Annotated in this window: 22 protein-coding genes; 6 read left to right on the top strand and 16 right to left on the bottom strand. The window is 70.8% G+C overall.

The window, feature by feature from the left end; genetic code table 11:
• Positions 1-7: 7 nt before the first annotated feature.
• From IE286_RS04880 to IE286_RS04830, 11 genes are all read right to left on the bottom strand, one after another.
• A complete protein-coding gene (locus tag IE286_RS04880; RefSeq protein ID WP_189795349.1) occupies positions 8-1,342 on the bottom strand; it encodes an ABC transporter substrate-binding protein in 1,335 nt (444 codons plus the stop codon).
• Positions 1,339-2,949: a glycoside hydrolase family 43 protein gene (locus IE286_RS04875; RefSeq protein ID WP_189795348.1), complete on the bottom strand. Its 1,611-nt coding sequence runs from the start codon at positions 2,947-2,949 to the stop codon at positions 1,339-1,341. Before IE286_RS04875 ends, IE286_RS04880 begins: the two co-directional genes overlap by 4 nt.
• Positions 2,946-3,791 carry a DUF6807 domain-containing protein gene (locus IE286_RS04870; RefSeq protein ID WP_189795347.1) on the bottom strand — a complete coding sequence of 282 codons (846 nt, stop codon included), beginning with the start codon at positions 3,789-3,791 and terminating at the stop codon, positions 2,946-2,948. The genes IE286_RS04875 and IE286_RS04870 overlap by 4 nt, the downstream gene beginning before the upstream one ends.
• On the bottom strand, positions 3,788-4,954 hold the full coding sequence (locus tag IE286_RS04865) for a Gfo/Idh/MocA family protein (RefSeq protein WP_229861953.1): 1,167 nt from the start codon (positions 4,952-4,954) through the stop codon (positions 3,788-3,790). Before IE286_RS04865 ends, IE286_RS04870 begins: the two co-directional genes overlap by 4 nt.
• Positions 4,955-4,959: 5 nt before the next feature.
• The gene (locus tag IE286_RS04860; RefSeq protein WP_189795345.1) at positions 4,960-5,847 is read right to left on the bottom strand and encodes a carbohydrate ABC transporter permease; all 888 of its coding nucleotides are present in this window, start codon (positions 5,845-5,847) and stop codon (positions 4,960-4,962) included.
• On the bottom strand, positions 5,844-6,776 hold the full coding sequence (locus IE286_RS04855; RefSeq protein ID WP_189795344.1) for a carbohydrate ABC transporter permease: 933 nt from the start codon (positions 6,774-6,776) through the stop codon (positions 5,844-5,846). The genes IE286_RS04860 and IE286_RS04855 overlap by 4 nt, the downstream gene beginning before the upstream one ends.
• 142 nt (positions 6,777-6,918) lie before the next feature.
• Positions 6,919-8,649, bottom strand: coding sequence for an L-arabinonate dehydratase (araD, locus tag IE286_RS04850; RefSeq protein WP_189795343.1), 1,731 nt, complete (start codon positions 8,647-8,649; stop codon positions 6,919-6,921).
• Positions 8,646-9,557: a dihydrodipicolinate synthase family protein gene (locus IE286_RS04845; RefSeq protein WP_189795342.1), complete on the bottom strand. Its 912-nt coding sequence runs from the start codon at positions 9,555-9,557 to the stop codon at positions 8,646-8,648. Before IE286_RS04845 ends, araD begins: the two co-directional genes overlap by 4 nt.
• Positions 9,554-10,222: a GntR family transcriptional regulator gene (locus IE286_RS04840; RefSeq protein ID WP_189795341.1), complete on the bottom strand. Its 669-nt coding sequence runs from the start codon at positions 10,220-10,222 to the stop codon at positions 9,554-9,556. Before IE286_RS04840 ends, IE286_RS04845 begins: the two co-directional genes overlap by 4 nt.
• Positions 10,223-10,979: 757 nt before the next feature.
• Positions 10,980-12,146 carry a hypothetical protein gene (locus IE286_RS04835; RefSeq protein WP_189795340.1) on the bottom strand — a complete coding sequence of 389 codons (1,167 nt, stop codon included), beginning with the start codon at positions 12,144-12,146 and terminating at the stop codon, positions 10,980-10,982.
• Complete coding sequence (locus IE286_RS04830; protein ID WP_189795339.1) at positions 12,143-13,120, bottom strand: 5-dehydro-4-deoxyglucarate dehydratase; 978 nt, start codon at positions 13,118-13,120, stop codon at positions 12,143-12,145. Before IE286_RS04830 ends, IE286_RS04835 begins: the two co-directional genes overlap by 4 nt.
• 340 nt (positions 13,121-13,460) lie before the next feature.
• Between IE286_RS04830 and IE286_RS04825 the strand changes: the two genes are divergently transcribed.
• Positions 13,461-14,270: an NAD-dependent epimerase/dehydratase family protein gene (locus IE286_RS04825; protein WP_189795338.1), complete on the top strand. Its 810-nt coding sequence runs from the start codon at positions 13,461-13,463 to the stop codon at positions 14,268-14,270.
• 93 nt (positions 14,271-14,363) lie between these two features.
• On the opposite strand, the gene IE286_RS04820 is transcribed toward IE286_RS04825, so the two are convergent.
• From IE286_RS04820 to IE286_RS04800, 5 genes are all read right to left on the bottom strand, one after another.
• Positions 14,364-15,779, bottom strand: a complete 1,416-nt coding sequence (locus IE286_RS04820; RefSeq protein WP_189795337.1) for a DUF6177 family protein — start codon at positions 15,777-15,779, stop codon at positions 14,364-14,366.
• 154 nt (positions 15,780-15,933) lie between these two features.
• Positions 15,934-16,788: an immunity 49 family protein gene (locus IE286_RS04815; protein WP_229861947.1), complete on the bottom strand. Its 855-nt coding sequence runs from the start codon at positions 16,786-16,788 to the stop codon at positions 15,934-15,936.
• A 9-nt stretch (positions 16,789-16,797) separates the two neighbouring features.
• Positions 16,798-17,004 carry a hypothetical protein gene (locus IE286_RS04810; RefSeq protein WP_189795336.1) on the bottom strand — a complete coding sequence of 69 codons (207 nt, stop codon included), beginning with the start codon at positions 17,002-17,004 and terminating at the stop codon, positions 16,798-16,800.
• Positions 17,001-17,387, bottom strand: a complete 387-nt coding sequence (locus IE286_RS04805; RefSeq protein WP_189795335.1) for a DUF6507 family protein — start codon at positions 17,385-17,387, stop codon at positions 17,001-17,003. Before IE286_RS04805 ends, IE286_RS04810 begins: the two co-directional genes overlap by 4 nt.
• A 354-nt stretch (positions 17,388-17,741) precedes the next feature.
• Positions 17,742-18,257: a pentapeptide repeat-containing protein gene (locus IE286_RS04800; RefSeq protein ID WP_229861946.1), complete on the bottom strand. Its 516-nt coding sequence runs from the start codon at positions 18,255-18,257 to the stop codon at positions 17,742-17,744.
• A gap of 525 nt (positions 18,258-18,782) precedes the next feature.
• Between IE286_RS04800 and IE286_RS04795 the strand changes: the two genes are divergently transcribed.
• The 5 genes from IE286_RS04795 (at position 18,783) to IE286_RS04775 (ending at position 23,801) form a co-directional block, all read left to right on the top strand.
• Positions 18,783-19,553 (top strand): DeoR/GlpR family DNA-binding transcription regulator, encoded by a 771-nt coding sequence (locus IE286_RS04795; protein ID WP_189795333.1) that lies wholly within the window; start codon positions 18,783-18,785, stop codon positions 19,551-19,553.
• A 120-nt stretch (positions 19,554-19,673) separates the two neighbouring features.
• Positions 19,674-21,047 (top strand): ABC transporter substrate-binding protein, encoded by a 1,374-nt coding sequence (locus tag IE286_RS04790; protein ID WP_189795332.1) that lies wholly within the window; start codon positions 19,674-19,676, stop codon positions 21,045-21,047.
• A complete protein-coding gene (locus IE286_RS04785; RefSeq protein ID WP_189795331.1) occupies positions 21,044-21,982 on the top strand; it encodes a carbohydrate ABC transporter permease in 939 nt (312 codons plus the stop codon). Before IE286_RS04790 ends, IE286_RS04785 begins: the two co-directional genes overlap by 4 nt.
• Complete coding sequence (locus IE286_RS04780) at positions 21,979-22,815, top strand: carbohydrate ABC transporter permease (RefSeq protein ID WP_189795330.1); 837 nt, start codon at positions 21,979-21,981, stop codon at positions 22,813-22,815. Before IE286_RS04785 ends, IE286_RS04780 begins: the two co-directional genes overlap by 4 nt.
• On the top strand, positions 22,812-23,801 hold the full coding sequence (locus IE286_RS04775) for a zinc-dependent alcohol dehydrogenase family protein (RefSeq protein WP_189795329.1): 990 nt from the start codon (positions 22,812-22,814) through the stop codon (positions 23,799-23,801). Before IE286_RS04780 ends, IE286_RS04775 begins: the two co-directional genes overlap by 4 nt.
• Positions 23,802-23,876 lie beyond the last annotated feature (75 nt).

Below are 23,876 nucleotides of genomic sequence, written 5' to 3'. Positions count from 1 at the left end.
GGCCCGCTCACCCCTTTCGCTGCTTCCACTCGGCCTGCGCCTTGTTCAGCTGGTCGGCCAGCGTGTCCAGGAACTGCTTCGCGGTGATCTTGCCGAGCAGCAGTTTCTGGAAGTTGGGCTCGTTGTCGGCCTTGGAGATGGTGTTCCAGTCGGGCAGGTAGTACGGCAGCTGCACGATCGTGGTGGAGCCGCCGTTGAGCGCCTCGGCCGCCAGCCGGGTCGGCTCGCTGCTCTGGATCCACGCGTCCTTGGCGGCATCGGTGTTGGCCGGCACCTGCCCGGCGGACTCGTTGAACTTCGAGTTCTCCTCGTGGGAGGCGGCGAACTCGATGAACTTCCAGGCCGCCGCCTTGTTCTTGCTGGTCCTGAACAGGCTCAGCCCGTCGACCGGGTTGGACACCTGCACCCGCCTGCCGTCCTCCAGGGTCGGGTTGGGGATGCCGCGGAACTTGTCCTTGCCCAGGGCCTTCAGGTGGTCCTGGTAGGAGCCGAGGTTGTGGCTGAGCATGCCGATGGTGCCGCTGTCCCACTGGGCGACCATCTTGGTGAAGTCGTTGTTGACGTCGGCGGACGGGGTGTTCTTCTTGTACAGGGCGACGTACTTCTCCAGCGCCTTGACGTTCCTCGGGTCGTTGACGGTGGTCTTGTCGCCGTTCCAGAACGAGGTGATGCCCGTCTGCCCGTACACCGCGTCCAGGGCGGGCGCGATGGAGCCCTCGCCGCCGCGGATGGTGAAACCGAAGGCGTTGCGGCCCGGGTCGGTGAGCTTCTCGGCGGCCTCGTAGAACCTGCTCCAGGTGGTCGGCGCGTCCAGGCCGGCCTTGCGGAACAGGTCGGTGCGGTACCACAGGGTGCCGTTGTTCGCGGAGGTCGGGATCTGGTACAGGGCGTCGCCGCCGCCCGCGGCCTTGCTGACCTGGAGCAGGTTCTCGCTGAGATGGCCGTGGAGCGGGCTGTCGGCCAGCCGGTCGTCCAGGGGCTCCAGCGCTCCCTGGGCCGCGAGTCCGGCGAGCATCGCGGTGCCCACCCCGCCGACGTCGGGCAGGCCGCCGCCCTGGATCGCGGTGTCGTACTTGGACTGGGCGCTGGCGGCCGGGATGCCCACGTAGTGCACCGTGATGTCCGGGTACTCGCGTTCGAAGTCGGCGATGATCTGCTTCCAGATGTCGGTGCGGACACCGCCGTTGTTGTCCCAGAAGGTGATCTCGCCCTTACCGGACCCCTCGGCGCCGTTGCCTCCTTCGGTGCCGTCGTCGCCGCACGCGGTGGCGGTCAGCGCGAGCACGGAACCCAGGGCGACGGCCACGGCGGCCCGTCTGCTGATACGGATGCTGCTCTTCATCGGTCGGCTCTCTTCTGCTGGTCGGGCGGTGATGGAACGGTGTGCAGGTGGCGGTGGGGGGTGATCCGGAACCGTGTGAACAGTGCGGCTCCCGCGGGTCCCGGCTGCTCGGGCGCCACGGCGAACAGGCCGAGCAGCGCCCCGACCCAGCGCCAGGGGGTGGCGGCGAACACCTGCCCGGAGGGGCGGAAGCCGTCGCCGGTGTCGGCCGAGAAGCGGCAGCGCGCGCCCGCGCCGATCTCGACGCGCAGCCGTGCCTGTCCGCCGGGCGCGGGCCGGGAAGGCCCGGCGTCCCGCTCCGGCATGTCCGGCAGGGCGAACCGGTGCACCAGGCGGACCGTCCCGTCGGTCTCCCGGCGCAGCCCGATCCAGGTGTACGCGTCCCCGAGGACCGTGAGGCCGGCCGCGGCCCCGGCTTCCCGCGCGTCCAGGCGCAGGCCGACCTCGACGGTGCAGCGGCGTCCCGGCAGCCGCTGGGTGAGCACATGGGGCAGCCGCCGCAGATCGGTGCCGGCCGCGCGGACGCAGGTCAGGCGCAGTCCGTCGGCGGAGTGCTGGGTGGCCCAGCCGTCACGGGGGTTGGCGGTCCACTGCCACTGCCGTCCGTAGCGGCCGCCGGGGAAGTCGTCGTCGGTGGCGGGCGCGGCGGGCGGCTGCGGCGGCAGCGCGGGTTTGCGGTGCACGGCGACGGGGGCGCCCTTCTCGCCGATGACCGGCCAGCCGTCCGCGTCCCAGCGCATCGGCTGCAGATGCACCACCCGGCCGTAGGCGCCGCGCTGCTGGAAGTGCACGAACCAGTCCTCGCCGGCCTGGGTGCGCACCCAGCCGCCCTGGTGGGGACCGTTGACGTCGGTGTCCCCTTGTTCCAGGACGACCCTCTCCTCGTACGGGCCGAAGAAGGAGCGTGCCCGGAAGGCGCCCTGCCAGCCGGTGGCCACCGATCCGGCGGGGGCCAGGATCCAGAACCAGCCGTCGTGCCGGTACAGCTTCGGCCCCTCCAGGGTGAACCAGCCCGGCAGCATGTCCGCGTCGACGATCACCGTGCCCTCGTCGAGGAGTTCGGTGCCGTCGGGGTGCATGCGGTGCCCGGTGAGGCGGTTGTTCACCCCGGAGCGGGACCGGGCCCAGGCGTGCACCAGATACGCCTCGCCGGTCTCCTCGTCCCACAGCGGGCACGGGTCGATCAGGCCCCGCCCCGCCTTCAGCAGGTGCGGGCGGGTCCACGGGCCGCGGATCCGGGGCGCGTTGATCTGGAAGATGCCCTGGTCGGGGTCGCCCCAGAAGATCCAGAAGCGGCCGTCGTGATACCGCAGCGACGGCGCCCACACGCCGCGGTCGTGGCGCGGGGTGCGGAACTCGGCGTCCGGTTCCAGGCGGGGCAGGGCGTGCCCGATCAGGGTCCAGTTGACCAGGTCCCGGGAGTGCAGCAGCGGCAGGCCGGGGGCGCGGCCGAAGCTGGAGGCGGTGAGGTAGTAGTCGTCGCCGACGCGCAGCACGTCGGGGTCGGACCAGTCGGCGTCCAGCACGGGGTTGGCGAAGGTGCCGTCGCCGAGGTCGGCGCTGAAGGCCGCCGCGCCGTCCGCGGCCCGCCCCCCGGGCCCGCTCACGGGCTCACCGCCCGCTTCGCCAGCGCCGCCGCCTCGGCGCGGTCCAGGCGGCCGTCGGCGACGACGGTGACGACCCGGCGTGCGACGCTCTCCCCCGGCGCGATGGGCAGGCGGTCGTCGAGGGCCAGCGACGAGCCGACGCCCGGGTACTCGGCGGCGCGCACGAACCACGCGTCGCGGCGGGTGGCGTCGTCGCCCGCGGTGAACACCAGCGTCCAGGTGCGTCCGGCCAGCGCCAGCCAGTCGGCGGGCCGGCCGTGCGCCTCCGCCTCGCCGTCCCGGTCGGCGGAGAACACCGCCGGCGGCTCGTCCTCCGTGCGGGCCCGCCAGAAGAAGCCGCCGTAGGCGGCGCCGGGCCGGCCGTTGGTGGCCGGGCTGCCGACGGTGAGCGGCGCGCCGGTGACGTTGGTGAGCGTGAAGGCGACGTCCAGTGCCCAGGCGGCGGAGGTGAGCGGGACGGCGGCGACCGTGCGCTCTTCGCGCAGCAGTTCACGGCCGGCGGCCACCCAGCTCAGCTCGTGGGTGAACCGGTCGTCCGTGCGCCGGGTGAACCCGGTGTGCCGCTGGACGCCGTGGTTGTCCAGCTCGGTCGGTCCCCGGCCGCGCACGAAGGTGCGGCCGCCCCAGAAGTTGTGCCCCTCGACGTCGGCGACGGCGACCCCGACGCCGAGGTGGTGCGGGTGGTCGTCGGGGCACAGGTCGGTGACCGCCTGGCCGGACAGGGTGGTGACGGGATGCAGGTAGGGGCGCGGGGAGAGCGTCTCGGGCAGTTCGGGCCGGGTGACCAGGCGGGCGACCGTGCGGCCCGCGACCCGCAGTTCGGGACAGTCGTGCGGCGTCATGCGGTACTCGTCTCCTTCCGCGAAGCCCAGGGGGCGCCCAGCTCGGAGTACAGGGACAGGGTGTCGGCGACGGCCGCGACCAGGGCGTCCACGCCGGGCACGATCCGGCGCCGCTCGCGCGGGTCGGTGCGCCAAGCGCCGGCCGGCAGCGGCCGCGGGTCGGGCGCGGTGCGCACGGTCTCGACGACCCGCATGAAGGCGTCCGTGGCGGGGGGCGGGACCAGCAGCCCGGCGCCGGTGGAGAGGTGGTCGACGAGGTTGTCCAGCAGATCGGTGCGGCCGTGCTCGGTCTCCTCCGGGCCGTGCCCGGCGCGTTGCAGCAGCACCCGGTCCTGCTTGTACCAGAAGGTGATCCGGCCGCTGCGGCCGTGCACCACGACGTACGGCTCGTCCGGGTGCTCCGCGCACAGGGTGGCGCCGACGGCGACCGGGCCGCGCCTGGTGCGCACGCGCAGGCAGGAGGTGTCGTCGGCCTCGATGGCGTTGGCCCGCCACAGCTCGGTCTCGATGCCGGTGACGTCGTCGGCGCCGGTGATGCCGAGCAGTGCGAAGGCGGTGGCGGTGATGTGGGCGAGGGGGTTGGTGAGCACCCCGTCGACCACATCGGTCCCGTTCATCCGGCGCCGCCCGGCCCAGGGCGCCCGCCGGTAGTACGCCTCGTCGCGCGCCCACGCCCCGGCGCCGCCGATCCCGGTGACCTCGCCGATCGCGCCGTCGGCGAGCAGCGCGCGGATCGCGGGCACGGCGTGCGAGCCGAGCGACTGGAAGCCGATCTGGCAGGCGACGCCGGCCTCGGCGATCCCGTCGGCCAGGCGGCGGAACTCGGCGTAGGAAGGGGTGGGCGGCTTCTCCAGCAGCACGTGCACGCCTCGCCGGGCCGCAGTGAGCGCCAGATCGGTGTGGGTGGGGATGGGGGTGCACAGCACGGCGATCCGCGCGCCGGTCCGATCGAGCAGGGCGCCCAGATCCGGTGACTGGGCGGGGGTGCCGAGGCCGTCGGGGATCTCCTCGGCGGCGAGCGGGGTGAGTTCGCAGATGCCGGCGAGGCGGACCCGTCCGGCGCGCTGCAGCCGGCGGATGTTGTCCAGGTGCCAGCGGCCGTGGCCGCGGGCCCCGGCGAGCACCACGGGCACGGGGGTCGTGAGGGTGTCGGTGGGTGTCATGGCGGTCATCCCTTCACCGCCCCCGCGCTGAAGCCGGTGATCAGCCATTTCTGGATGAAGGCGAAGACGATCACCACGGGCACGGCGGCGACGATGCCGCCCGCGGCGAGCGCGCCGAGGTCGACGCTGTCCGCGCTCATCAGGGTGTTCAGGCCGACGGGGATGGTCTGTTTGCCCTGCTCGGACAGGAACATCAGGGCGAACAGGAAGTGGTTCCAGGCGTGCACGAAGGCGAAGGAGCCGACGGCGACGAGACCGGGCCGCAGCAGCGGCAGCACGACGATCCGGAAGGCGGCGAGGCGGCCGCAGCCGTCCACCCAGGCGGCCTCCTCCAAAGACGGCGGCACGTTCCGGATGAAGCCGCTGATCAGGATCATGGACAGCGGCAGCTGGAAGACGGTCTCCGCGATGATCACGCTGCCCAGCGAGTTGATCATCTTGAGGGAGGCGAAGATCTGGAACAGCGGCACCAGCAGCAGCGCGCCGGGCACGAACTGCGAGCACAGCAGCGCCAGCATGAAGCCGCGCTTGGCACGGAAGTCGAACCGGGCCAGCGCATAGCCGCCGGCCAGGGCGACCAGCGTGGTCAGCACCAGGGTGGAGACGCCGACGAGGACGCTGTTGCGGAAGTAGACGCCGAAACTGCGGTCGATCCACACCTTCTCGAAGTGCTCGAAGGTCAGCGGCCATGGCACCAGCGAGGTGGAGCCGGCCGGGCGCAGCGCGAACAGCAGGATCCAGTAGAACGGGATCAGCGTGAACAGCAGGTAGAGCGACAGCGGCAGGTAGATCTGCCAGCGCGGGACCTGGTCCCAGGCGCGGCGGCGTCTGCCGCGGGGCCGGGCCGGTTCGGCCGCCGCACGCCCGGGCGCGGGGGCGATCTCGGTGATCACTTCTCACCTCCGAACTTGCTCAGCCGCAGATAGACGATCGAGCAGAAGAGCAGGATCACGAACGCCACCGTGGTCAGGGCGGAGGCGTAGCCGAAGTCGTGGGCGTCGACGGACGTGTTGGCGACGTACAGGGGAAGGGTGGTGGTCTCGCCGGCGGGGCCGCCGCCGGTGAGGGTGTAGAGCAGGTCGACGTTGTTGAACTCCCACACCGCCCGCAGCAGCGTGGACAGGACGATGGCGTCCTTCAGATGGGGCAGGGTGATGTGCCGGAACTTCTGCAGCCGGCTCGCCCCGTCGACCTCGGCGGCCTCGTACAGGTCCTTGGAGACGGACTGCAGGTCGGCGAGGATGAGGATGGCGAAGAAGGGCACGCCCCGCCACAGGTCGGCGACCACGGCGGCCGGGAAGACGGTGGAGGTGTCCGACAGCCAGCTGGTGCCGTAGGAGCCGACGCCGAGGTCGGCGAGGTAGCGGGTGATGCCGGTCTGGGAGTTGTACAGCAGCACCCAGATGACGGAGGTCAGCACGCCGGAGACGGCCCACGGCGAGAACACCAGCGCCCGCCCGAGCGCACGGCCCACGAAGGTCTGGTTGACGATCAGGGCGAGCGCGAGCCCGAACACCAGCTGCAGCCCGACCTCGACGACGACCCACTGGGCGCTGAAGACCAGCGAGTCCCGGAACTGCGGGTCCTGGGTGAAGGCGTGGACGAAGTTGTCCAGGCCGGCCCAGCCGTTGCGCCAGGGCTTGGTGGGGTTGTAGTCGCGCAGGCTGTAGTAGAAGACGCTGAGCACCGGGTAGGCGATGAAGCCCAGCATCAGCAGGGCGGCCGGGGCGATCAGCAGGTACGGCAGTCTGCGCGGCGTGGCGGAGACACGGCGCCGCCGGGGTGGCGCGGGCGGGTCCGCCACGGCTGCGGCTTGGGCCATGACTGTTCTCCGTTCGCTGGGGGCGGGGTCCGAGGGGTGCGGGGAGAGTCCGAAAGGTGCGGGGAGAGAGTGAGGCAGCGCACCCAGGAAGCGCTTGCTACGTACACGTGGTCCGGCGCCCGGCCGAGCGCTCGGGGGCGGCTCAGCCGGCGTACGGGTCCGGCACCGTGCCCGGCCGGGCGAGGAAGGCGAAGTCGCAGCCGGTGTCGGCCTGGGTGATCTGCCCGGCGTACAGGGCGCCGTAGCCGCGTTCGTACCGTGCGGGCGGCGGTGTCCAGGCGGCGCGGCGGCGCTCCAGCTCCTCGTCGTCGACGTGGAGGTGCAGGCGGCGGGCGGCGACGTCCAGGGTGATGAGGTCCCCGGTGCGCACCAGGGCCAGCGGGCCGCCGACGGCGGACTCGGGGGCCACGTGCAGCACACAGGTGCCGTAACTGGTGCCGCTCATCCGGGAGTCGGAGATCCGGACCATGTCCCGCACCCCCTGCTTGAGCAGGTACTCGGGGATCGGCAGCATCCCGTACTCGGGCATGCCGGGGCCGCCCAGCGGGCCGGAGTTGCGCAGCACCAGGACGCTGTCGGCGGTGATGCCGAGGGACGGGTCGTCGATGGTGCGCTGCATGGTCTTGTAGTCGTCGAAGACGACCGCGGGGCCGGTGTGGTGCAGCAGCCGCGGCTCGGCGGCGATGTGCTTGATGACGGCACCGTCGGGGCAGAGGTTGCCGCGCAGCACCGCGACCCCGCCCTCGGGGGCGACCGGATTCTCGCGGGGCCGGATCACGTCGTCGTGGTGGACCCGGGCACCGGCGAGCTGCTCGCGCAGGGTGTCGTGGCAGACGGTGGGCCTGTCCAGGTGGAGCAGGTCCGGGATGCGGGAGAGGAAGCCGGGCAGGCCGCCCGCGAAGTGGAAGTCCTCCATCAGGTACCGCTGCCCGCCGGGGCGGACGTTGGCGAGGACCGGGACGGTGCGGGCGATCCGGTCGAAGTCGTCCAGGGTGAGCGTCACCCCGGCGCGGCCGGCCATGGCGATCAGATGGATGACCGCGTTGGTGGAGCCGCCGAGGCCGAGGACGGTGGTGACGGCGTCCTCGAAGGCCTCCCGGGTCAGGATGCGGGAGAGTCTGCGGTCCTGGTGGACGAGTTCGACGGCCGTCATGCCCGCCTTGGCGGCCATGCGGGCGTGCCCGGAGTCGACGGCGGGGATGCTGGAGGCGCCCGGCACGGTGACACCGAGGGCCTCGGCGGCGGCGGTCAGCGTGGAGGCGGTGCCCATGGTCATGCAGTGGCCGGGCGAGCGGGCCAGGCCGCTTTCCAGTTCGGCCATCTCGCAGTCGCCGATGAGTCCGGCCCGCTTGTCGTCCCAGTACTTCCACATGTCGGTGCCGGAGCCGAGGACCTCGCCGCGCCAGTGGCCCGGCAGCATGGGCCCTGCGGGCACGAACACCGCGGGCAGATCGGCGGAGGCGGCGCCCATGAGCAGGGCGGGCGTGGACTTGTCGCAGCCGCCCATCAGCACCGCGCCGTCCACCGGGTAGGAGCGCAGCAGCTCCTCGGTCTCCATCGCCAGCAGGTTGCGGTAGAGCATCGGGGTCGGCTTCTGGAAGGTCTCGCTGAGGGTGGCGACCGGGAACTCCAGCGGGAAGCCGCCCGCCTGCCACACCCCGCGCTTGACCGCCTCGGCACGGTCCCGCAGGTGGACGTGGCAGGGGTTGATGTCGGACCAGGTGTTGAGGATCGCGATGACCGGCTTGCCGAGGTGTTCCTCGGGCAGATAGCCCAGCTGGCGGGTGCGGGCGCGGTGGCTGAAGGAGCGCAGGCCGTCGGTGCCGTACCACTGGTGGCTGCGCAGCTGTTCGGGACGCTTGCGTGCGGTCATATCGACCACTCCTCGGCGATGGCGACGACCTCGGCGCGTTCCTCCTCGGGCAGTGGCTTGCTCGGCGGGCGCACGTCCCGCCGGCACAGCCCGAGGCAGGCGAGGGCCTCCTTGACGACGGTGACGTTGTTGGCGGAGCCGTGCGCCGCACGCAGCTCCTCGAAGCGGCGGATCCGCTCCCACACTGTCATCGCGGCCGGGTAGTCGCCGGCCCGCAGCGCCCGAAGCATGCTCCGGGACACCGTGGGGGCCACATTGACCAGGCCGGAGGTGAAGCCGGTGGCGCCGGCGGAGAAGTAGGAGGGGGCGTACGGTTCGGCGAGGCCGGCCACCCACACGAAGCGGTCCAGGCCGGCGTCCCGGGCGAAGGCGGCGAACCGGGCGGCGTCGGGGACGGCGTACTTGACGCCGATGACGTTGGGGCAGGCGTCGGCGAGTTCGGCGAGCCGCTCACCGGGCAGCTGCGCGTTGCGCACATACGGCACGACGCCCAGCTCGGGCACGGCCTCGGCGATGGCCCGGTGGTAGTCGACCCAGCCGGCCGCCGAGACATAGGGGTGGACCGGCTGATGCACCATCACCATCTGTGCGCCCACCTCGCGGGCGTGCCGGGCGGAGGCGACGGCGGTGGGCACGTCGTGGCCGACGCCGACCAGGACCGTCGCCTCCCCGCCGACCTCCTCGACGGTCAGCTCGGTCACCAGGCGCCGCTCGGCGGGGGTGAGGGCGTAGAACTCGCCGGTGTTGCCGTTCGGGGTGAGGGTGGTGATGCCGCCGTGCAGCAGACGGCGCAGCAGGGCGCGGTAGGTGTCGCGGTCCACGCCGCCGTCCTCGGCGAACGGCGTCACCGGGATCGCCACCACGTCGGCGAGCGCCGTGCGCTGGGCCTCGAACGCCGCGTTGCTCATGCCTGGCCTTCCTCTTCCAGGGCCGCCGGGACGGCCTCGGGGTATGCGCGCCGGACGAACGACGCGATGTGGTCGTGCAGGGCGCGGGCGGCGCCGTCGGCGTCCCCCTGCTCGGCGAGCCGCAGGATCCGCCGGTGCTCGGCGGCCTCCCGCTCCCACGAGGGGTCGGCGGACCAGGCCACGGCGGAGACGAGCGCCGCCTGGTCGCGCACCTCGTCGAGCATCCGGCCGAGCAACGGGTTGCCGCACGGCAGGTACAGGGCGCGATGGAACTCCCGGTTGGCCAGGGAGCGTTCGGCGGTGTCCGTGGCCTCGCCGGCCCGGCGCAGTGCTTCCCGGGCGGCGTCCAGACCGGCACCGCGCCGCACCGTGCGCCGCAGCGCCTCGGGTTCGAGCAGCAGCCGCACGTCGTAGACCTCGCGCGCCATGTCCGCGTCCACCATGCGCACCGTGACGCCCTTGTAGTGGTTCATCACCACCAGTCCGGTGCCGGCCAGGGTCTTGAGCGCCTCGCGCACCGGGGTCTTGGACACCCCGAACTGCGCGGCGAGTTCGGTCTCGACCAGGGCCTGTCCCGGGGAGAGCTGCCCGGTGAGGATGCGGCGTTTGATCTCTTCCTGCACGTACTGGGTGCGGGAGGGGATCGGCGTGGGCACAGAGGTCATGCGCGCCTCTCGTCGGAAAAGGGTGTCGCGTCTGTGATCTCGCGTGTTCGGATCTTGCGTTCGGATCTCGCGCGTATCCGATCTCGCGTATCGCGTCTCATATATGACGTACGAAGTACGACGCGGTCGACGGTAAGTGCGGGGCGGGGAGCCGTCAATGGGTCGTGCGGCAGAAAGCCGTGGGGGCGTACGGGGGCCCGAACGGGCTCGTGAGGCGGCCCTCCGGCCGGTCCGTAAGGCGGCCCTCCACCCGGCTCGCAGACTTCTGCGGGTGCTCCCGGACCGCGCGGCACGGCAGTTGCTCGCGGTGGTGGTGGTGTCGGGTTTCGGCACGCCGGCGCTGTGGCCTGGTGTGCGGTGTGTGGGTTGAGGACACACCGGTGCGCCCACACAGTCCTGGCGGGCGCGCACCGCCGAGGGCGCCCGACGTCGGCTCGGGGGACGCCGGTTCGTGGCCGTGGGGATCGCGCTGACCGCATTCGCGGTGCCGTTGCGGGCGGTGCCGGAGAAGCCGCCGACCTTGGTGTGCGGCGCGGCGATCGGCGCCGGTTGCCGTGCGTGCTGGTCGCCGTTTTCACCGCCGTGCAGCACGAGACTCCGCCGGGCCTGGTCGGCCGGGTGGCGGCCACCACCGACTCGCCCGGCTGCGTGCCGAACGTGGCCGGGCTCGCGGCGGGGGCCGCCCTGGTCGAGGCCGTCCAGGTGCGGATGCTGCTCGTGCTGCTCGGAGGGGTGCCGACGCTGACGGCGGCGTGGTTCAGAGGTCGGCGAGCGCCGACCGCACCGCCGCCAGATCGGCGTCGGACGCCAACCCGGCGTGATAAAGCCTCAGTTCGTTCGCCCCCAGGTCGCGGGCCCGGGCGGCGTCCCGGGCCAGGGTGTCCGGGCTGCCTCCCATCCCGCCGACGACGGTGAAGTTGGCGGCGAGGACCGCACCGGCGCGCCCCTGCTCCGCGAACGGCCCGATCAGCCCGGCGCCGCCCGTGCACGGCACCACCACCCCGTCCGCGACCGACAGGATGTGCGCCGGATCGACGCCCGCGTTGGCGCCGCAGTGGTAGGAGACCGGGTCGGCGTGCAGCAGCACCTGGAAGCCGTCGGGCGCGGCGGCCCGGACCGCGGCCACAGCCTCCTCCTGCAGGGTGCGGGCCGTCTCCTCCCGGTAGGCACGGGTGGCGGCGGCTACCTCGGCCCCGAGCAGCTTCTCGGCGTCCGCCCAGCCCTCGTCGCGCGCCTCACCGCGCCACACCGGCTCCAGTGCCGCCCTCACCGCCGCCGCCAGGCCGTCCGCGTCCAGCCCGTGCCGCCCGTACCCCTCCCGGCAGGCCGGGCAGAAGCACAGCGACATCAGGTACTGCCCGGCGTCGCCGAGCGGAACCCCGCCGGTCTTGTCGTGGGCGTGCAGATGGGCGAGGCCGTACCAGCCGAGCGACTCCAGTTCGGTGCCGCGCGCACCGGGCCGTACGGCGGCCTCGGCGGCCAGCTCGGTCAAGTAGGCGCGGGTGGCGGGCTGCGCGATGCACGGCGCCCACGGGTAGCGGTCGCCGTAGGCGTTCACCACCGAGGTGTGCGGGTGCTCGGCGCCCAGCCGGGAGTTGTGGGCGAGCACGACCCAGGTGTGCACCTCCAGCCCGGCCTCGGACAGGGCGTGCGCCGCCTCGCCCCAGGCGTCGCCGGGCGCCCAGTCCCCGGCCGGGTACGGGCGCAGCGCGCGGCCCTCCCAGCGGGCGGCGTCCGGCGGGTAGAGCACCGCCGCGTGCTCGGCGGTGACCACGCGGTGGCCCGGGTGACGGGGGGTCAGCGCACGCGTGGAGTGGTAGGCGGCGGCCAGCGTCACCTGCTCCACGCCGAGCGCGGCGATCCGGGCGGCCGCCTCGCCGTCCCCGACGACATCCCAGGGATAGACGAACGCGGAGGCCTTCACGCACCGGCTCCTTCCCCGCCGCCCTGACCGTCCTCGCCGCCCTGCTCCAGCAGCGCATAGCCCTGGTCGATGAGCCGGGCGAGCTGCTCGACGTGCTTCTTCGCCGGCTCCTGCAGCGGGGGCCGCACCTCGCCGACGTCGAGTCCGCGCAGCCGTACGCCCGCCTTGACCAGGGAGACGGCGTACCCCTTGCCCTGGGCGCGCAGTTCGACGAACGGCCGGTAGAAGCCGTCCAGAAGGCGGTGCACGGTGGCGTCGTCGCCCTCGCGCAGCGCGGCGTGGAAGGCGAGGGCGATCTCGGGGGCGAAGCAGAAGACGGCGGACGAGTACAGGGTGATGCCCAGCCCCCGGTAGGCGAGCTGGGTCTGCTCGGCGGTGGGCAGACCGTTGAAGTACAGGAAGTCGCCGGGGGCCTCGGTGCGCACGGCGCTGACGATGCGCTGCATCAGATCCAGGTCGCCGATGCCGTCCTTGAGGCCGATGATGCCGTCGGTGCGGGCGAGTTCGGCCACGGTGCCCGGGGTGAGGAGGACGTTGTCACGCTGGTAGACGATGACCGGCAGCTCGGTCGCGGCGGCGACCTGCCGGTAGTGGCGCAGCAGTCCCTCCTGGCCGGCGACGACGAGGTAGGGCGGCATGGCCAGCAGCCCGTCCGCGCCGGCGTCCGCGGCGAGGCGGGCGTAGCGCACGGCGAGCGCGGTGCCGTATCCGGCGCCCGCGACGACCGGCACCCGGCCGTCGGCCACCTCGACGGCGGCGCGCACGCACTCCTGGAACTCTTCCGGCGTCAGCGCGTGGAACTCCCCGGTGCCGCAGCAGGCGAACACCGCGGCGGCGCCTGCCTCGATGCCGCGCCGCACATGGGTGCGGTAGGCGTCCAGGTCGAGCCCCCCGTCGGGGCCGTAGGCGGTGACCGGGAAGAACAGCGGCCCGCTGGGGACACGCAGGCGTTCGGCGAGAGGGGCTGACGTCACGGGCTCTCCCTGAGGCAGGCGCTCACGGTACGGCGCTCACGGTTATGATTGACGTCCATATTCATGAACGATTCCCACGCTACGGTGACCGCTCGCCGCCGGTCAAGCACGCACCCGCACCCGACAGCCGCCGCATCACCGACCCACACCGCCCCCCATACACCACACCGACGACCTCGCACACCTTTGCCCACGTCACCCTTGACGCACCAGGAGCCCCCTCCTAGCGTGTCCACGCATGTGAATGGCGTCCACGACGCAGAAACACCCCCAACGCCCCCCAACACCCCGGGCCGTGTCCGCCGCGACGGGACGAACCCCAGGACAAGGAGATTCGCAGATGCCCGCACCCCGCACCGTTCTGCTCACCGGCGCCGCCGGAGGGCTCGGCACCCTGATGCGCGGCCTGCTGCCCGACTACGGCTACACCCTGCGCCTGTTCGACCTCCGACCCATCGAGGACGAGCCGGACGCGATCACCGCCGACCTGTGCGACACCCAGGCCCTGCGCGAGGCCGTCCGGGGCGTCGACGCGATCGTCCACCTGGCCGGCATCTCCCTGGAAGCCCCGTTCGAGAAGATCCTCAGGTCCAACATCGAGGGCACCTACCACCTGTACGAGGCGGCCCGCGAAGAGGGCGTGCGCAGGATCGTGTTCGCCTCCTCCAACCACGCCGTCGGCTACACCCCACGCCCCCAGGGCGACGACCCGCTCATCCCCATCGACACCCCGCGCCGCCCCGACACCTTCTACGGCCTGTCGAAGTCCTTCGGTGAGGATCTCGCCCAGCTCTACTGGGACAAGCACGGCATCGAGACCGTCTCCGTGCGCATCGGCTCCTGCTTCCCCGAACCGACCAGCGTGCGCATGCTGTCGATCTGGATGAGCCCCGCCGACGGCGCCCGCCTCTTCCACGCCGCTCTGACCGCCGAGAACGTCGGCCACACCGTCGTCTACGGCTCCTCCGCCAACACCCGCCTGTGGTGGGACCTGTCGACCGCACGAGCCCTGGGCTACGAGCCCCAGGACGACTCCGAACCGTACGCCGCGAAACTCATCGCCGAACAGGGCGAGCTCGACCCGGCCGACCCCGCCCACGCGAACCTTGGCGGCCACTTCGTGACGGACCCGCCGATCTGGCCGTACTGAACACACGGCGCACGACGAGCAACGAACGGCGGGGACCGCGCGCCGCATCTTCGGGCACTCACGGTCCCTGCTCCACGTATCCTCCGTGGGCTTCTACTGGACGCCCCGCAAGTGCCTCAGCAGGGCCTCGAAAGCGGTCCACCCCTCGACCGACTCGCCGTCCCCGAGCGGGTAGTAGTAACCCGGTCCCGACGCGGCACCGAGCCGTACCGGGGCGGCGGTGAGCGGCGGGCGGGCAGCCGAGCCGGCTCCCGCCTCGGCGACTTCCACAGGACCCAGGGCATAGCCGAACGGCACGGGCGGCCGTTCGAAGTGCGGCGGCACGGTCAGATCCGCGCGGGCCTCACGCAACTGCGCGAGGAGCGTACGCAGCCCATGGCGCGCGGCGAGTTCGGTCGCCAAGTCCGCGACGACGGACACCGGGGGCTTCTCCCCGTCCCGGAAACCCGCAGCGAAGGTGATGTCCTCCTCCACCCCTTCCGGAGTGCGCAGCACACGCAGGGTGGCAAGGGCGGGTCGGTCGGCCGAACCGACCACGACCGTCCAGGTCGGCCGGGGCGCACGCTCGTACGCCAGCTCTGTGAGGCGGCGCCGCGACCACGGCAGATTGGCCGGCTCGGCAGTGCCCCAGCCGATGGGGAGTTCACCGGTGACGGCCTCCCACGCTGCTTCCAGGGCGCCGCCGAGGACCAGGTGAGCGTCCGGCCGGTGGACCGTACGGAAGTTCAGAAGAATCTGGCGCTCACCGGTGCGGCCGGCGTTCGTGAAGGCAGGAGCGAGCGGACTCTGCCCGTCGGCGTCCTTTGCTGCCTGGAAAGCGCCGTCCTGCCAGCGCAGAACAGCACCGGTGAGCCCGTCGTAGTAACCGCAGTCGGGGTCCTGGACGACCCAGCGCGCGGGCGGTCCACTGAGCGCGGTGCTGATGGGCAGGGAGAGGCGGCAGTGCCGAGGCGTGACGATCTGCAAGGCGCGTTCGCTCTGCAGGGTGGCGCGGAGGGCCTCGGACAGCCAGCCGGTCATGGCGATGACCGGCCGGTCCTGGAGGACCACCGCGACCTTCTCCGTCAGCACGTCGACAGCGGGTTGAGCGGCAGCGGGGGTGGGGACGGCCGTGATGCCGGAGGTGTCGACAGGCCGGGACGGGTCGTCGGCGCCGGGCGCACCCGGCGGCCAGACGGTGCCGCCCAGCAGCCTTGCAAGGCGCGCTGCGAAGGCCCCGGCGATCCTCTCGGCCCCCGGCACCGCAGTGGAGGCGCGCGCCTCGGTCCACCACTGCGGCTTGTCGACGGCCCCTGCTGCGCCGAGCAGTCGCTGCGCCTCCCCCGGAACATGGAGCAGCAGCGGAGCCTCGACCGAGACCAAGGGACGCCCCTGATCGTCACACAGCTGGATGACCGCTCCCTCGGCAACGGTCTGAACACTGAGGTCCGGGCCGCCGGCAAGAAGGCCGGCCAGGACACTCCAGGCGTCCGGCATGCGGTCGGTCAGTGCTATGACATCTTTAGTCACACGACGCCTTCGAGTTTTCCGTAATTGGTCGCCGGTTCATCAGCCAGAGCCGTTCACCACCGGCCTCAATGACTGAAAGAACATCTATGCAAGCATCCGAACGTACAGACACCTCGGTGGAACAATCCGCGAAGACCCTGAACTTTCTCTCGGCTCAGGTTTCGAACTCACCAACCCAGGCCCGCTCAAGCAAAGCCTTGGGAAGGTACTCGGAGTGGACGTCGATTGGAAAACCCGCATCATAGGCAAGGCAGGCCATAGCGAGCGGACCTAGCACCACAGCCCCTCTAGGACTGCGGGCCCGCTTTTCGGTTGCCGTCCAGTAAACCTTGTGAAGTTCCAGGGCTTCCCTCAACGCCCCGTTGAATCCATCACGATCCCTGCGCACAAAGAATGAGAAGAGATGGATCGGCTGATACAGGATATTCTGCAGCAGATCCCGTGACGCAATAGTCGCATATTCCGGATGCGAAAGTTCGATCGCGGACCGAAGTTTCTCGAACAGACCAGGGCGCTCAAGCCAGTACGTCTGGAGGGAATCCACCCAATGATATACGTACTCGTCCCCATGGGCACCAGATGCACGAAGTAGTTCGATAGGGACGTTACACATAGCGTCCATGCGTGCTTGGTCTCGACAAACGATGACATACCACAACGTCGTCAGCCAGTTGCCAGCATTGACGTAGGAGCGCGGCCCAGTTGCCTGGACAGTCCGAATTTCATCCACGATCCTGCATTCAACGACACCCTCATTGACTTGTGCCGCCGCGAAGGCGGCCGTTCCCACTTGCATCGCGGCGACAACTGCTTCCCATGTCTCCAGCTCCGCTGCGTCTGGATCGAGCACTGCACGTCCGTAAACTAGCATCGACGCCTCGTTGAGAAGTGAGCCAAACCCGGCAGGTGACATGCCAAGCTTGTCAATGCGTCCCTTGAACGCATCGGTCATGACCTGCAGGGATGCAGCACTGGCATTCAAGGCATGGCGCGCTACCCGAATTGCCATCTTGCACTCCTATCTGTCCCGGACCGGGAGGGTGGTGCGAAAGAGCTGGTCGGCTTCAGGAGCGGTATAGCAGGAGACCAGTCCTTGGAAGTCGTTGTGGACATCCCGCCCGGTGTTCCGGATGTCGGACGCGGCCTCCTTGAGGGCGCCGGCATCCTTCTCTAACTGGTCCAGGTCGCCGCTGTATTCTGGAATGTCGCTGAGGTCGCCGATCACTTGCTCTCACTTCCGTCAGCCTTGACCGGGGGAAGCTTCGGCTCGGGGATGGCTTCGTGCTGGGCGTTGGCCGCCATGTCCAGATCACCGCTGACGTAAGCGTCTGTTGCCTTCGCTGCTCCAGCGATCGATTTAGCGGCACGAGCGGGCAGATAGCGAAGGTCGTCGAACGTCTTGTCCGCGAACTCCTGCAGCGCCACAGCGACGGGACCCGGCGTCCCGCTCTTGGGCTTCGCCCCGGGAAGCATCGTGCCCGCGGAAGAAGCAGCACTCGTCATGGCGTTGGAATAAGCCGTGAAAGCGTCTTCGAACTTGCTCGCAGTCTCCTGCGTTTTACCGAGCACGCCACGAACAGCATCGACCGATATATCCCATTTGGGCACGATGAACCCCGTTGCGCTTTCCCCCAGTGATGCCAGTCGGCAACTCCCGCTGCCGACTGGCATCACGTGTCACAGCTTCGAACTACTTGAACATGTCTATCAAGGTCCTGTCCGAAGTCCCAAAAAAAGTCGGTCAGTTGACCAAGATTTGGTGATCGGCGTGCAATTGGTTGCCAGTTCACAGCGCTGCCGGACCCTGCGCGGGGACCACGCAAGGCCATGGGCTACGAGCCCCGGACCGACTCCGAGCCGTACACTGACACGCTCATCGCCGAACAGGACGGACCTCCCCACCCAAGCCACCTCGGCAACCACTTCGTGACGGACCGCCGATCTGCCCGTACTGAACACCCATCACGCGACGGCCGAGGCGAGGGTGATGTCGGTCGTCGGTTGTCTGCCCAGGTGCCGTGCCAGTACGCGGGGCGCGTGTTCGCCTCTGTCCACCGTCAGGCTCGATCTGTGATCGGTCCGCTCCCGACGAATCCGATCAGTCCCCCGCGCCGAGGGCCTGCCTGCGGTGCTGACACGCCGGAGCCGCTGGCAGGCCGAGGATGCGGCCCTGCAGGAGGTCTCCTGGACCGTCGCGTGGGACAGGTCCGCTCCGTACAGCTTCGTCTCCAGCAGGGCCGCACCGTGCAGCCTGCTCCCTCGCAGGCTTGCTCCGGAGGCGTCGACGCCCCAGAGTTCCGCACTGCCCAGATCCGCGCCGTCCAGGTTCGCTCCGGTCAAGGTCGCCTCGTCGAGAACGGCCTTCACGAGGCCGGCGCCGGAGAGGTCGGCCTCGGCGAGGACAGCCGCCTCCAGGTGAGCGCGATAAAGGTCGCAGCCGGAGAGATTGGCCTTGCGCAGGACCGCCTCCGTCAGCAATGAAGACACCCCTGCTCGGGGAGTAGAGATCATCCTGATCGTCCCCGGCGGGTGCTATCGACGCAGCCGGGGCGGCGAACGGGGTGTGGCGCCGCGCCCGGCCCCGCACCGCCGAAACCCCGGCCCCCGCACCCTCCGGCCGGCGCCGGCCTCAGCCTGCGCCCTGCGTCACGCACCCCCGGCCCGCAGAACCCGCAGCCCGCTGAACACACAGCCCGCAGCCCGCGGAACCACCGGAACCCACAGCCCGCCCCACTCGTTCGAAGGTCGGCGGAAAACTGTCGTTTGCGGGGCAGGGCGGGCGCCGAACGGGCAGGTGGCCGCCCTGAACGGGCATCCGTTTGGCCCGTTTCCCTCCATCGCGTTCACAGCCCCGCAGGTCCGAGGCGGGCACAGCGCACGGCAAACGGGCGTATCCGGGCAGTATCCGCCGGGCAACAGACCTGGTCAGCGGCGCGTGCGCACAGTAGAACTGTCCCCCGGGAGTCCGAACGGGCAATGAGGCTTGAAGGGCAGGTGTCGGCCATGGGCGCGCGAGGGGCGGAAGAACGCCAGCGGGAGATCGTCCGGATCGCCCGGGCCACCGGCCAGGTCGACGTCACGGCGCTCGCCGCCGAGCTCGGGGTGGCGAAGGAGACCGTGCGCAGGGATCTGCGTGCCCTGGAGGACCACGGGCTGGTCCGCCGTACCCACGGCGGGGCCTACCCGGTGGAGAGCGCCGGTTTCGAGACCACGCTCGCCTTCCGTGCCACCAGTCATGTGCCCGAGAAGCGGCGGATCGCGGCTGCCGCGGCGGATCTGCTCGGGGACGCCGAGACGGTGTTCGTGGACGAGGGATTCACGCCGCAGCTGATCGCGGAGGCGCTGCCGAAGGACCGGCCGCTGACCGTGGTCACGGCGTCCCTGCCGGTCGCGGGGGCGCTCGCCGGGGCGGAGAACACGTCGGTGTTGCTGCTGGGCGGGCGGGTCCGTGCGGGCACGCTCGCCACCGTGGACCACTGGACGACGAAGATGCTGGCCGGTTTCGTCATCGACCTGGCCTACATCGGCGCCAACGGCATCTCCCGCGAGCACGGCCTGACCACGCCCGATCCCGCGGTCAGCGAGGTGAAGGCCCAGGCGATGCGGGTGGCGCGGCGCACGGTGTTCGTCGGGGCGCACACCAAGTTCGGCGCGGTCAGCTTCTGCCGGTTCGCGGAGGTCGGCGCGCTGGAGGCGATCGTGACCGGCACCCTGCTACCGGCGTCCGAAGCCCACCGCTACGCCCTGTTGGGTCCCCAGGTCGTCCGGGTCTGAGCCACCGCCCGGGAGCACACACCACACGAGGTGACGCCTTTCATATCTCCCTTTTGTCTCTTTACAGCTCTGAATCGTCACTTAAGCATTTCTTCATCCCCTTACGTCCAGGAGCGATCCATGCGAACCCAGAGCCGACGACGGCCGCCGCGAGCCACACTCGCGCTGGCCGCCGCAGGGACGCTGCTCGCCCCGCTGCTCTCCGGCTGCTGGGTCGGGGCGGGCGGGGCAGGGTCCGGCGGTGACTCCGTCAACGTCCTGATGGTGAACAACCCGCAGATGGTCGAACTGCAGAAGCTCACCGCCGCGCACTTCACCAAGGAGACCGGCATCAAGGTGAACTTCACCGTGCTGCCGGAGAACGACGTCCGCGACAAGATCAGTCAGGACTTCGCCAACCAGGCCGGCCAGTACGACGTGGCCACGCTGTCCAACTACGAGATCCCGATCTACGCCCGCAACGGCTGGCTGCACCCGCTGGACGACTACGTCGCCGAGGACAAGGCCTTCGACCAGCAGGACGTGCTGGAGCCGATGCGCGAGTCGCTCACCGGCGACGACGGCAAGCTGTACGGCGAGCCCTTCTACGGCGAGTCGTCGTTCCTCATGTACCGCAAGGACGTGTTCGCGGCGAAGGGCCTGACCATGCCCGCCCACCCCACCTGGCAGCAGGTGGCGGAGCTGGCCGCGAAGGTGGACGGCGCCCGGCCCGGCATGCGCGGCATCTGCCTGCGCGGCCTGCCCGGCTGGGGCGAGCTGATGGCCCCGCTGACCACGGTGGTCAACACCTTCGGCGGCACCTGGTTCGACAAGGACTGGAAGGCGCACCTGGACTCCCCCGAGTTCGTCAAGGCGACGAAGTTCTACGTCGACCTGGTCCGGGCGCACGGCGAGTCCGGTGCCGCCCAGTCCGGGTTCGCCGAGTGCCTGAACAACCTGACCCAGGGCAAGGTCGCCATGTGGTACGACGCCACCAGCGCGGCCGGCTCCCTGGAGGCCAAGGGCTCCCCGGTGAAGGGGAAGATCGGCTACGTGCCGGCCCCGGTGGAGCGCACCGAGTCCTCCGGCTGGCTTTACACCTGGGCCTGGGGCATCCAGAAGGCCTCCCGCAACGCTGACAAGGCCTGGAGGTTCGTCTCCTGGGCGTCGAGCAAGGAGTACGAGGAACTGGTCGGCAAGGAGTCCGGCTGGTCCGACGTGCCCGCGGGCAAGCGCGCCTCCACGTACGACAACCCGGCCTACCGCAAGGAGGCGGCCGCCTTCCAGGAGCAGACGAAACAGGCCATCGAGAGCGCCCGGCCCAACGACCCCGGCGTTCAGCCGCGGCCCGCGCCCGGCATCCAGTTCGTCGACATCCCCGAGTTCACCGATCTCGGCACCAAGGTCTCGCAGGAGATCAGCGCGGCCATCGCCGGACGCCAGTCCGTCGAGACGGCCCTGAAGAAGTCCCAGAAGCTCGCCGCGAAGATCTCCAAGGAGTACGAGGGACGATGACCGCCACGACCACGGCCCCCGTGGCCGCATCCGCCCCGAGCGGGACGCGGCAGCCCTCCGCCCGGCTGCGTGCCTGGGTCACCCGGGCCCCGCTGCTGCCCGCGCTCGTCTTCATGATCATTGTCACCCAGCTGCCGTTCGTGGCCACGCTGGTGATCTCTTTCTTCGACTGGAACGCGCTGTATCCCAAGGCGCGGCACTTCACCGGCCTGGACAACTACCGCCAGGTCCTCACCGACGGCACCCTGCGCCACTCGGTGTGGACGACGGTGCTGCTGACGGTGGCGGTGGTGCTGGCCAGCCTGGTGCTCGGGCTGCTGCTGGCGCTGCTGCTGGACCGGCCGTTCCGCGGCCGGGGCCTGGTGCGCACCCTGTTGATCGCGCCGTTCCTCGTCGTCCCGGTGGCCGCCGCGCTGCTGTGGAAGCACGTGCTGTACAACCCGGAGTACGGCCTGTTCAACGGCCTGCTGCACTACGTGGGCGGCCCGCAGCCGGACTGGGTGTCCAACACCCCGCTGCTCGCCGTCGAGGCCTCGCTGGTGTGGCAGTGGACGCCGTTCATGATGCTGATCCTGCTGGCCGGGCTGCAGAGCCGGGACCCGGAGCAGATCGAGGCGGCCCGGGTGGACGGGGCCGGCAACTGGCAGATCTTCGTCCACCTCACCCTGCCGCACCTGCGCCGCTACCTGGAGCTGGGCGCCCTGCTCGGCTCGATCTACATCGTGCAGAACTTCGACGCGGTGTTCACCATCACCTCCGGTGGACTGGGCACGGCGAACCTGCCGTACACCGTCTACCAGAGCTTCTACCAGGCCCATGAGAACGGCCTCGCCTCCGCCGCGGGCGTCCTGGTCGTCATCGGCTCGATCGTCATCGCGACCTTCGCCCTGCGCGTGGTGTCGTCCCTGTTCCGCGAGGAGGTGTCCCGCGCATGAGCGCCGCGCCGAGCGCCGTCCGACGCCACGGGCTGGGTCTGCTGGCCTGGCTGGCCGGCATCGTCTTCTTCCTGCCCATCGCCTGGATGGCCCTGACGTCCTTCCACTCCGAGGCGGACGCCGCCACCAACCCGCCGTCCTTCACGGCGCCGCTCACCCTGGACGGCTACCGCGAGTTCTTCGGCACCGGCGGCGGGGCCAGCCCCTGGCCCGCGCTGATCAACTCGGCGGTGGCGTCGGTGGTCTCCACGCTGCTCGTGCTGCTGCTGGCGCTGCCGGCGGCGTACGCGCTGTCGATCCGTCCGGTGAAGAAGTGGACGGACGTGCTGTTCTTCTTCCTGTCCACCAAGATGCTGCCGGCGGTCGCGGGCCTGCTGCCGATCTACCTGTTCGCCAAGAACGCCGGGCTGCTCGACAACATCTGGCTGCTGGTCGTCCTCTACACCTCCATGAACCTGCCGATCGCGGTGTGGATGATGCAGTCATTCCTCGCCGAGGTCCCGGTGGCGGTCATCGAGGCGGCCCGCGTGGACGGGGCCCGGCTGCCGGTGATCCTGGCCCGCGTGGTCGCCCCGATCGCCCTGCCGGGAATCGCCGCCACCGCCCTGATCTGCTTCATCTTCAGCTGGAACGAGCTGCTGTTCGCCCGGGTCCTGACCGGCGTGGTCGCCGAGACCGCCCCGGTCTTCCTGACCGGCTTCATCACCAGCCAGGGCCTGTTCCTGGCCAAGGTGTGCGCCGCGTCGCTCGTCATCTCCCTGCCGGTGCTCGCCGCGGGGTTCGCCGCCCAGGACAAACTGGTCCAGGGCCTGTCGTTGGGAGCCGTGAAATGAAGGCCGCCGTCATCGAGTCCGTGGGCCGTGCCGTCGTCACCGAGGTCCCGGACCCGACGCCCGGACCGCGCGAGGTCGTCGTCGAGGTCGCGGCCTGCGGACTGTGCGGGACGGACCTGCACATCCTGCAGGGCGAGTTCGCGCCGAAGCTGCCGATCGTGCCGGGGCACGAGTTCGCCGGCGAGGTGGTCGGCGTCGGCACCGAGGTCACCGAGGTCGCGGTCGGCGACCGGGTGGCGGTGGACCCGTCCCTGCACTGCCACGAGTGCCGCTACTGCCGCACCGGCCACGGCAACCTGTGCGAGCGCTGGGCCGCGATCGGCGTCACCACGGCGGGCGGCGCGGCCCAGTACACCGTCGCCCCGGTGGCCAACTGCGTCAAACTGCCCGAGCACGTGCGCACCCAGGACGCGGCGCTGATCGAGCCGCTGTCCTGCGCGGTGCGCGGCTACGACGTGCTGCAGTCCCGCCTGGGCGCCCATGTGCTGATCTACGGCTCGGGCACCATGGGCCTGATGATGCTGGAGCTGGCCAAGCGCACCGGCGCGGCCCGTGTGGACGTGGTGGACATCAACCCGGCGCGGCTGGAGACGGCACGGCGGCTGGGCGTGTCGGCCTCCGCGGCGAACGCGGACGAGCTGGACCGGCCGCAGGGCTGGGACGTGGTGATCGACGCCACCGGCAACGCGGCGGCGATCCAGGACGGCCTGGGGCGGGTGGCCAAGGCGGGCACGTTCCTGCAGTTCGGCGTGGCGGACTACGCCACCCGGGTGCAGATCGACCCGTACCGCATCTACAACCAGGAGATCACCATCACCGGGTCCATGGCGGTCCTGCACAGCTACGAGCGGGCGGCCGAGCTGTTCGCGAACGGGGTGCTTAACCCGGAGGTGTTCATCAGCGACCGCATCCCGCTGGACAACTACCCCGAGGCGCTGGCCCAGTTCGCGGCGGGCGTGGGGCGCAAGATCGTCGTGGTGCCGTAGACACATGAGTACGGAGGGGGCGCTTCACTCGTTCGGCAGGTAAGGGAACGGTAAAGCGCCCCCGTTCGTTGGGCC

Source organism: Streptomyces thermodiastaticus, assembly GCF_014656135.1.
GTDB lineage: Bacteria > Actinomycetota > Actinomycetes > Streptomycetales > Streptomycetaceae > Streptomyces > Streptomyces thermodiastaticus.
Note: the sequence above shows the minus strand (reverse complement) of the source record. Positions and strands in the feature narration are given on the sequence as shown.

Coding starts and splice junctions, on each gene's coding strand:
- IE286_RS04880 (WP_189795349.1), bottom strand. CDS start 1,342: ATGAAGAGCAGCATCCGTATCAGCAGACGGGCCGCCGTGGCCGTCGCC.
- IE286_RS04870 (WP_189795347.1), bottom strand. CDS start 3,791: ATGACGCCGCACGACTGTCCCGAACTGCGGGTCGCGGGCCGCACGGTC.
- IE286_RS04865 (WP_229861953.1), bottom strand. CDS start 4,954: ATGACACCCACCGACACCCTCACGACCCCCGTGCCCGTGGTGCTCGCC.
- IE286_RS04855 (WP_189795344.1), bottom strand. CDS start 6,776: ATGGCCCAAGCCGCAGCCGTGGCGGACCCGCCCGCGCCACCCCGGCGG.
- araD (WP_189795343.1), bottom strand. CDS start 8,649: ATGACCGCACGCAAGCGTCCCGAACAGCTGCGCAGCCACCAGTGGTAC.
- IE286_RS04845 (WP_189795342.1), bottom strand. CDS start 9,557: ATGAGCAACGCGGCGTTCGAGGCCCAGCGCACGGCGCTCGCCGACGTG.
- IE286_RS04840 (WP_189795341.1), bottom strand. CDS start 10,222: ATGACCTCTGTGCCCACGCCGATCCCCTCCCGCACCCAGTACGTGCAG.
- IE286_RS04825 (WP_189795338.1), top strand. CDS start 13,461: ATGCCCGCACCCCGCACCGTTCTGCTCACCGGCGCCGCCGGAGGGCTC.
- IE286_RS04815 (WP_229861947.1), bottom strand. CDS start 16,788: ATGGCAATTCGGGTAGCGCGCCATGCCTTGAATGCCAGTGCTGCATCC.
- IE286_RS04795 (WP_189795333.1), top strand. CDS start 18,783: ATGGGCGCGCGAGGGGCGGAAGAACGCCAGCGGGAGATCGTCCGGATC.
- IE286_RS04790 (WP_189795332.1), top strand. CDS start 19,674: ATGCGAACCCAGAGCCGACGACGGCCGCCGCGAGCCACACTCGCGCTG.
- IE286_RS04785 (WP_189795331.1), top strand. CDS start 21,044: ATGACCGCCACGACCACGGCCCCCGTGGCCGCATCCGCCCCGAGCGGG.
- IE286_RS04780 (WP_189795330.1), top strand. CDS start 21,979: ATGAGCGCCGCGCCGAGCGCCGTCCGACGCCACGGGCTGGGTCTGCTG.
- IE286_RS04775 (WP_189795329.1), top strand. CDS start 22,812: ATGAAGGCCGCCGTCATCGAGTCCGTGGGCCGTGCCGTCGTCACCGAG.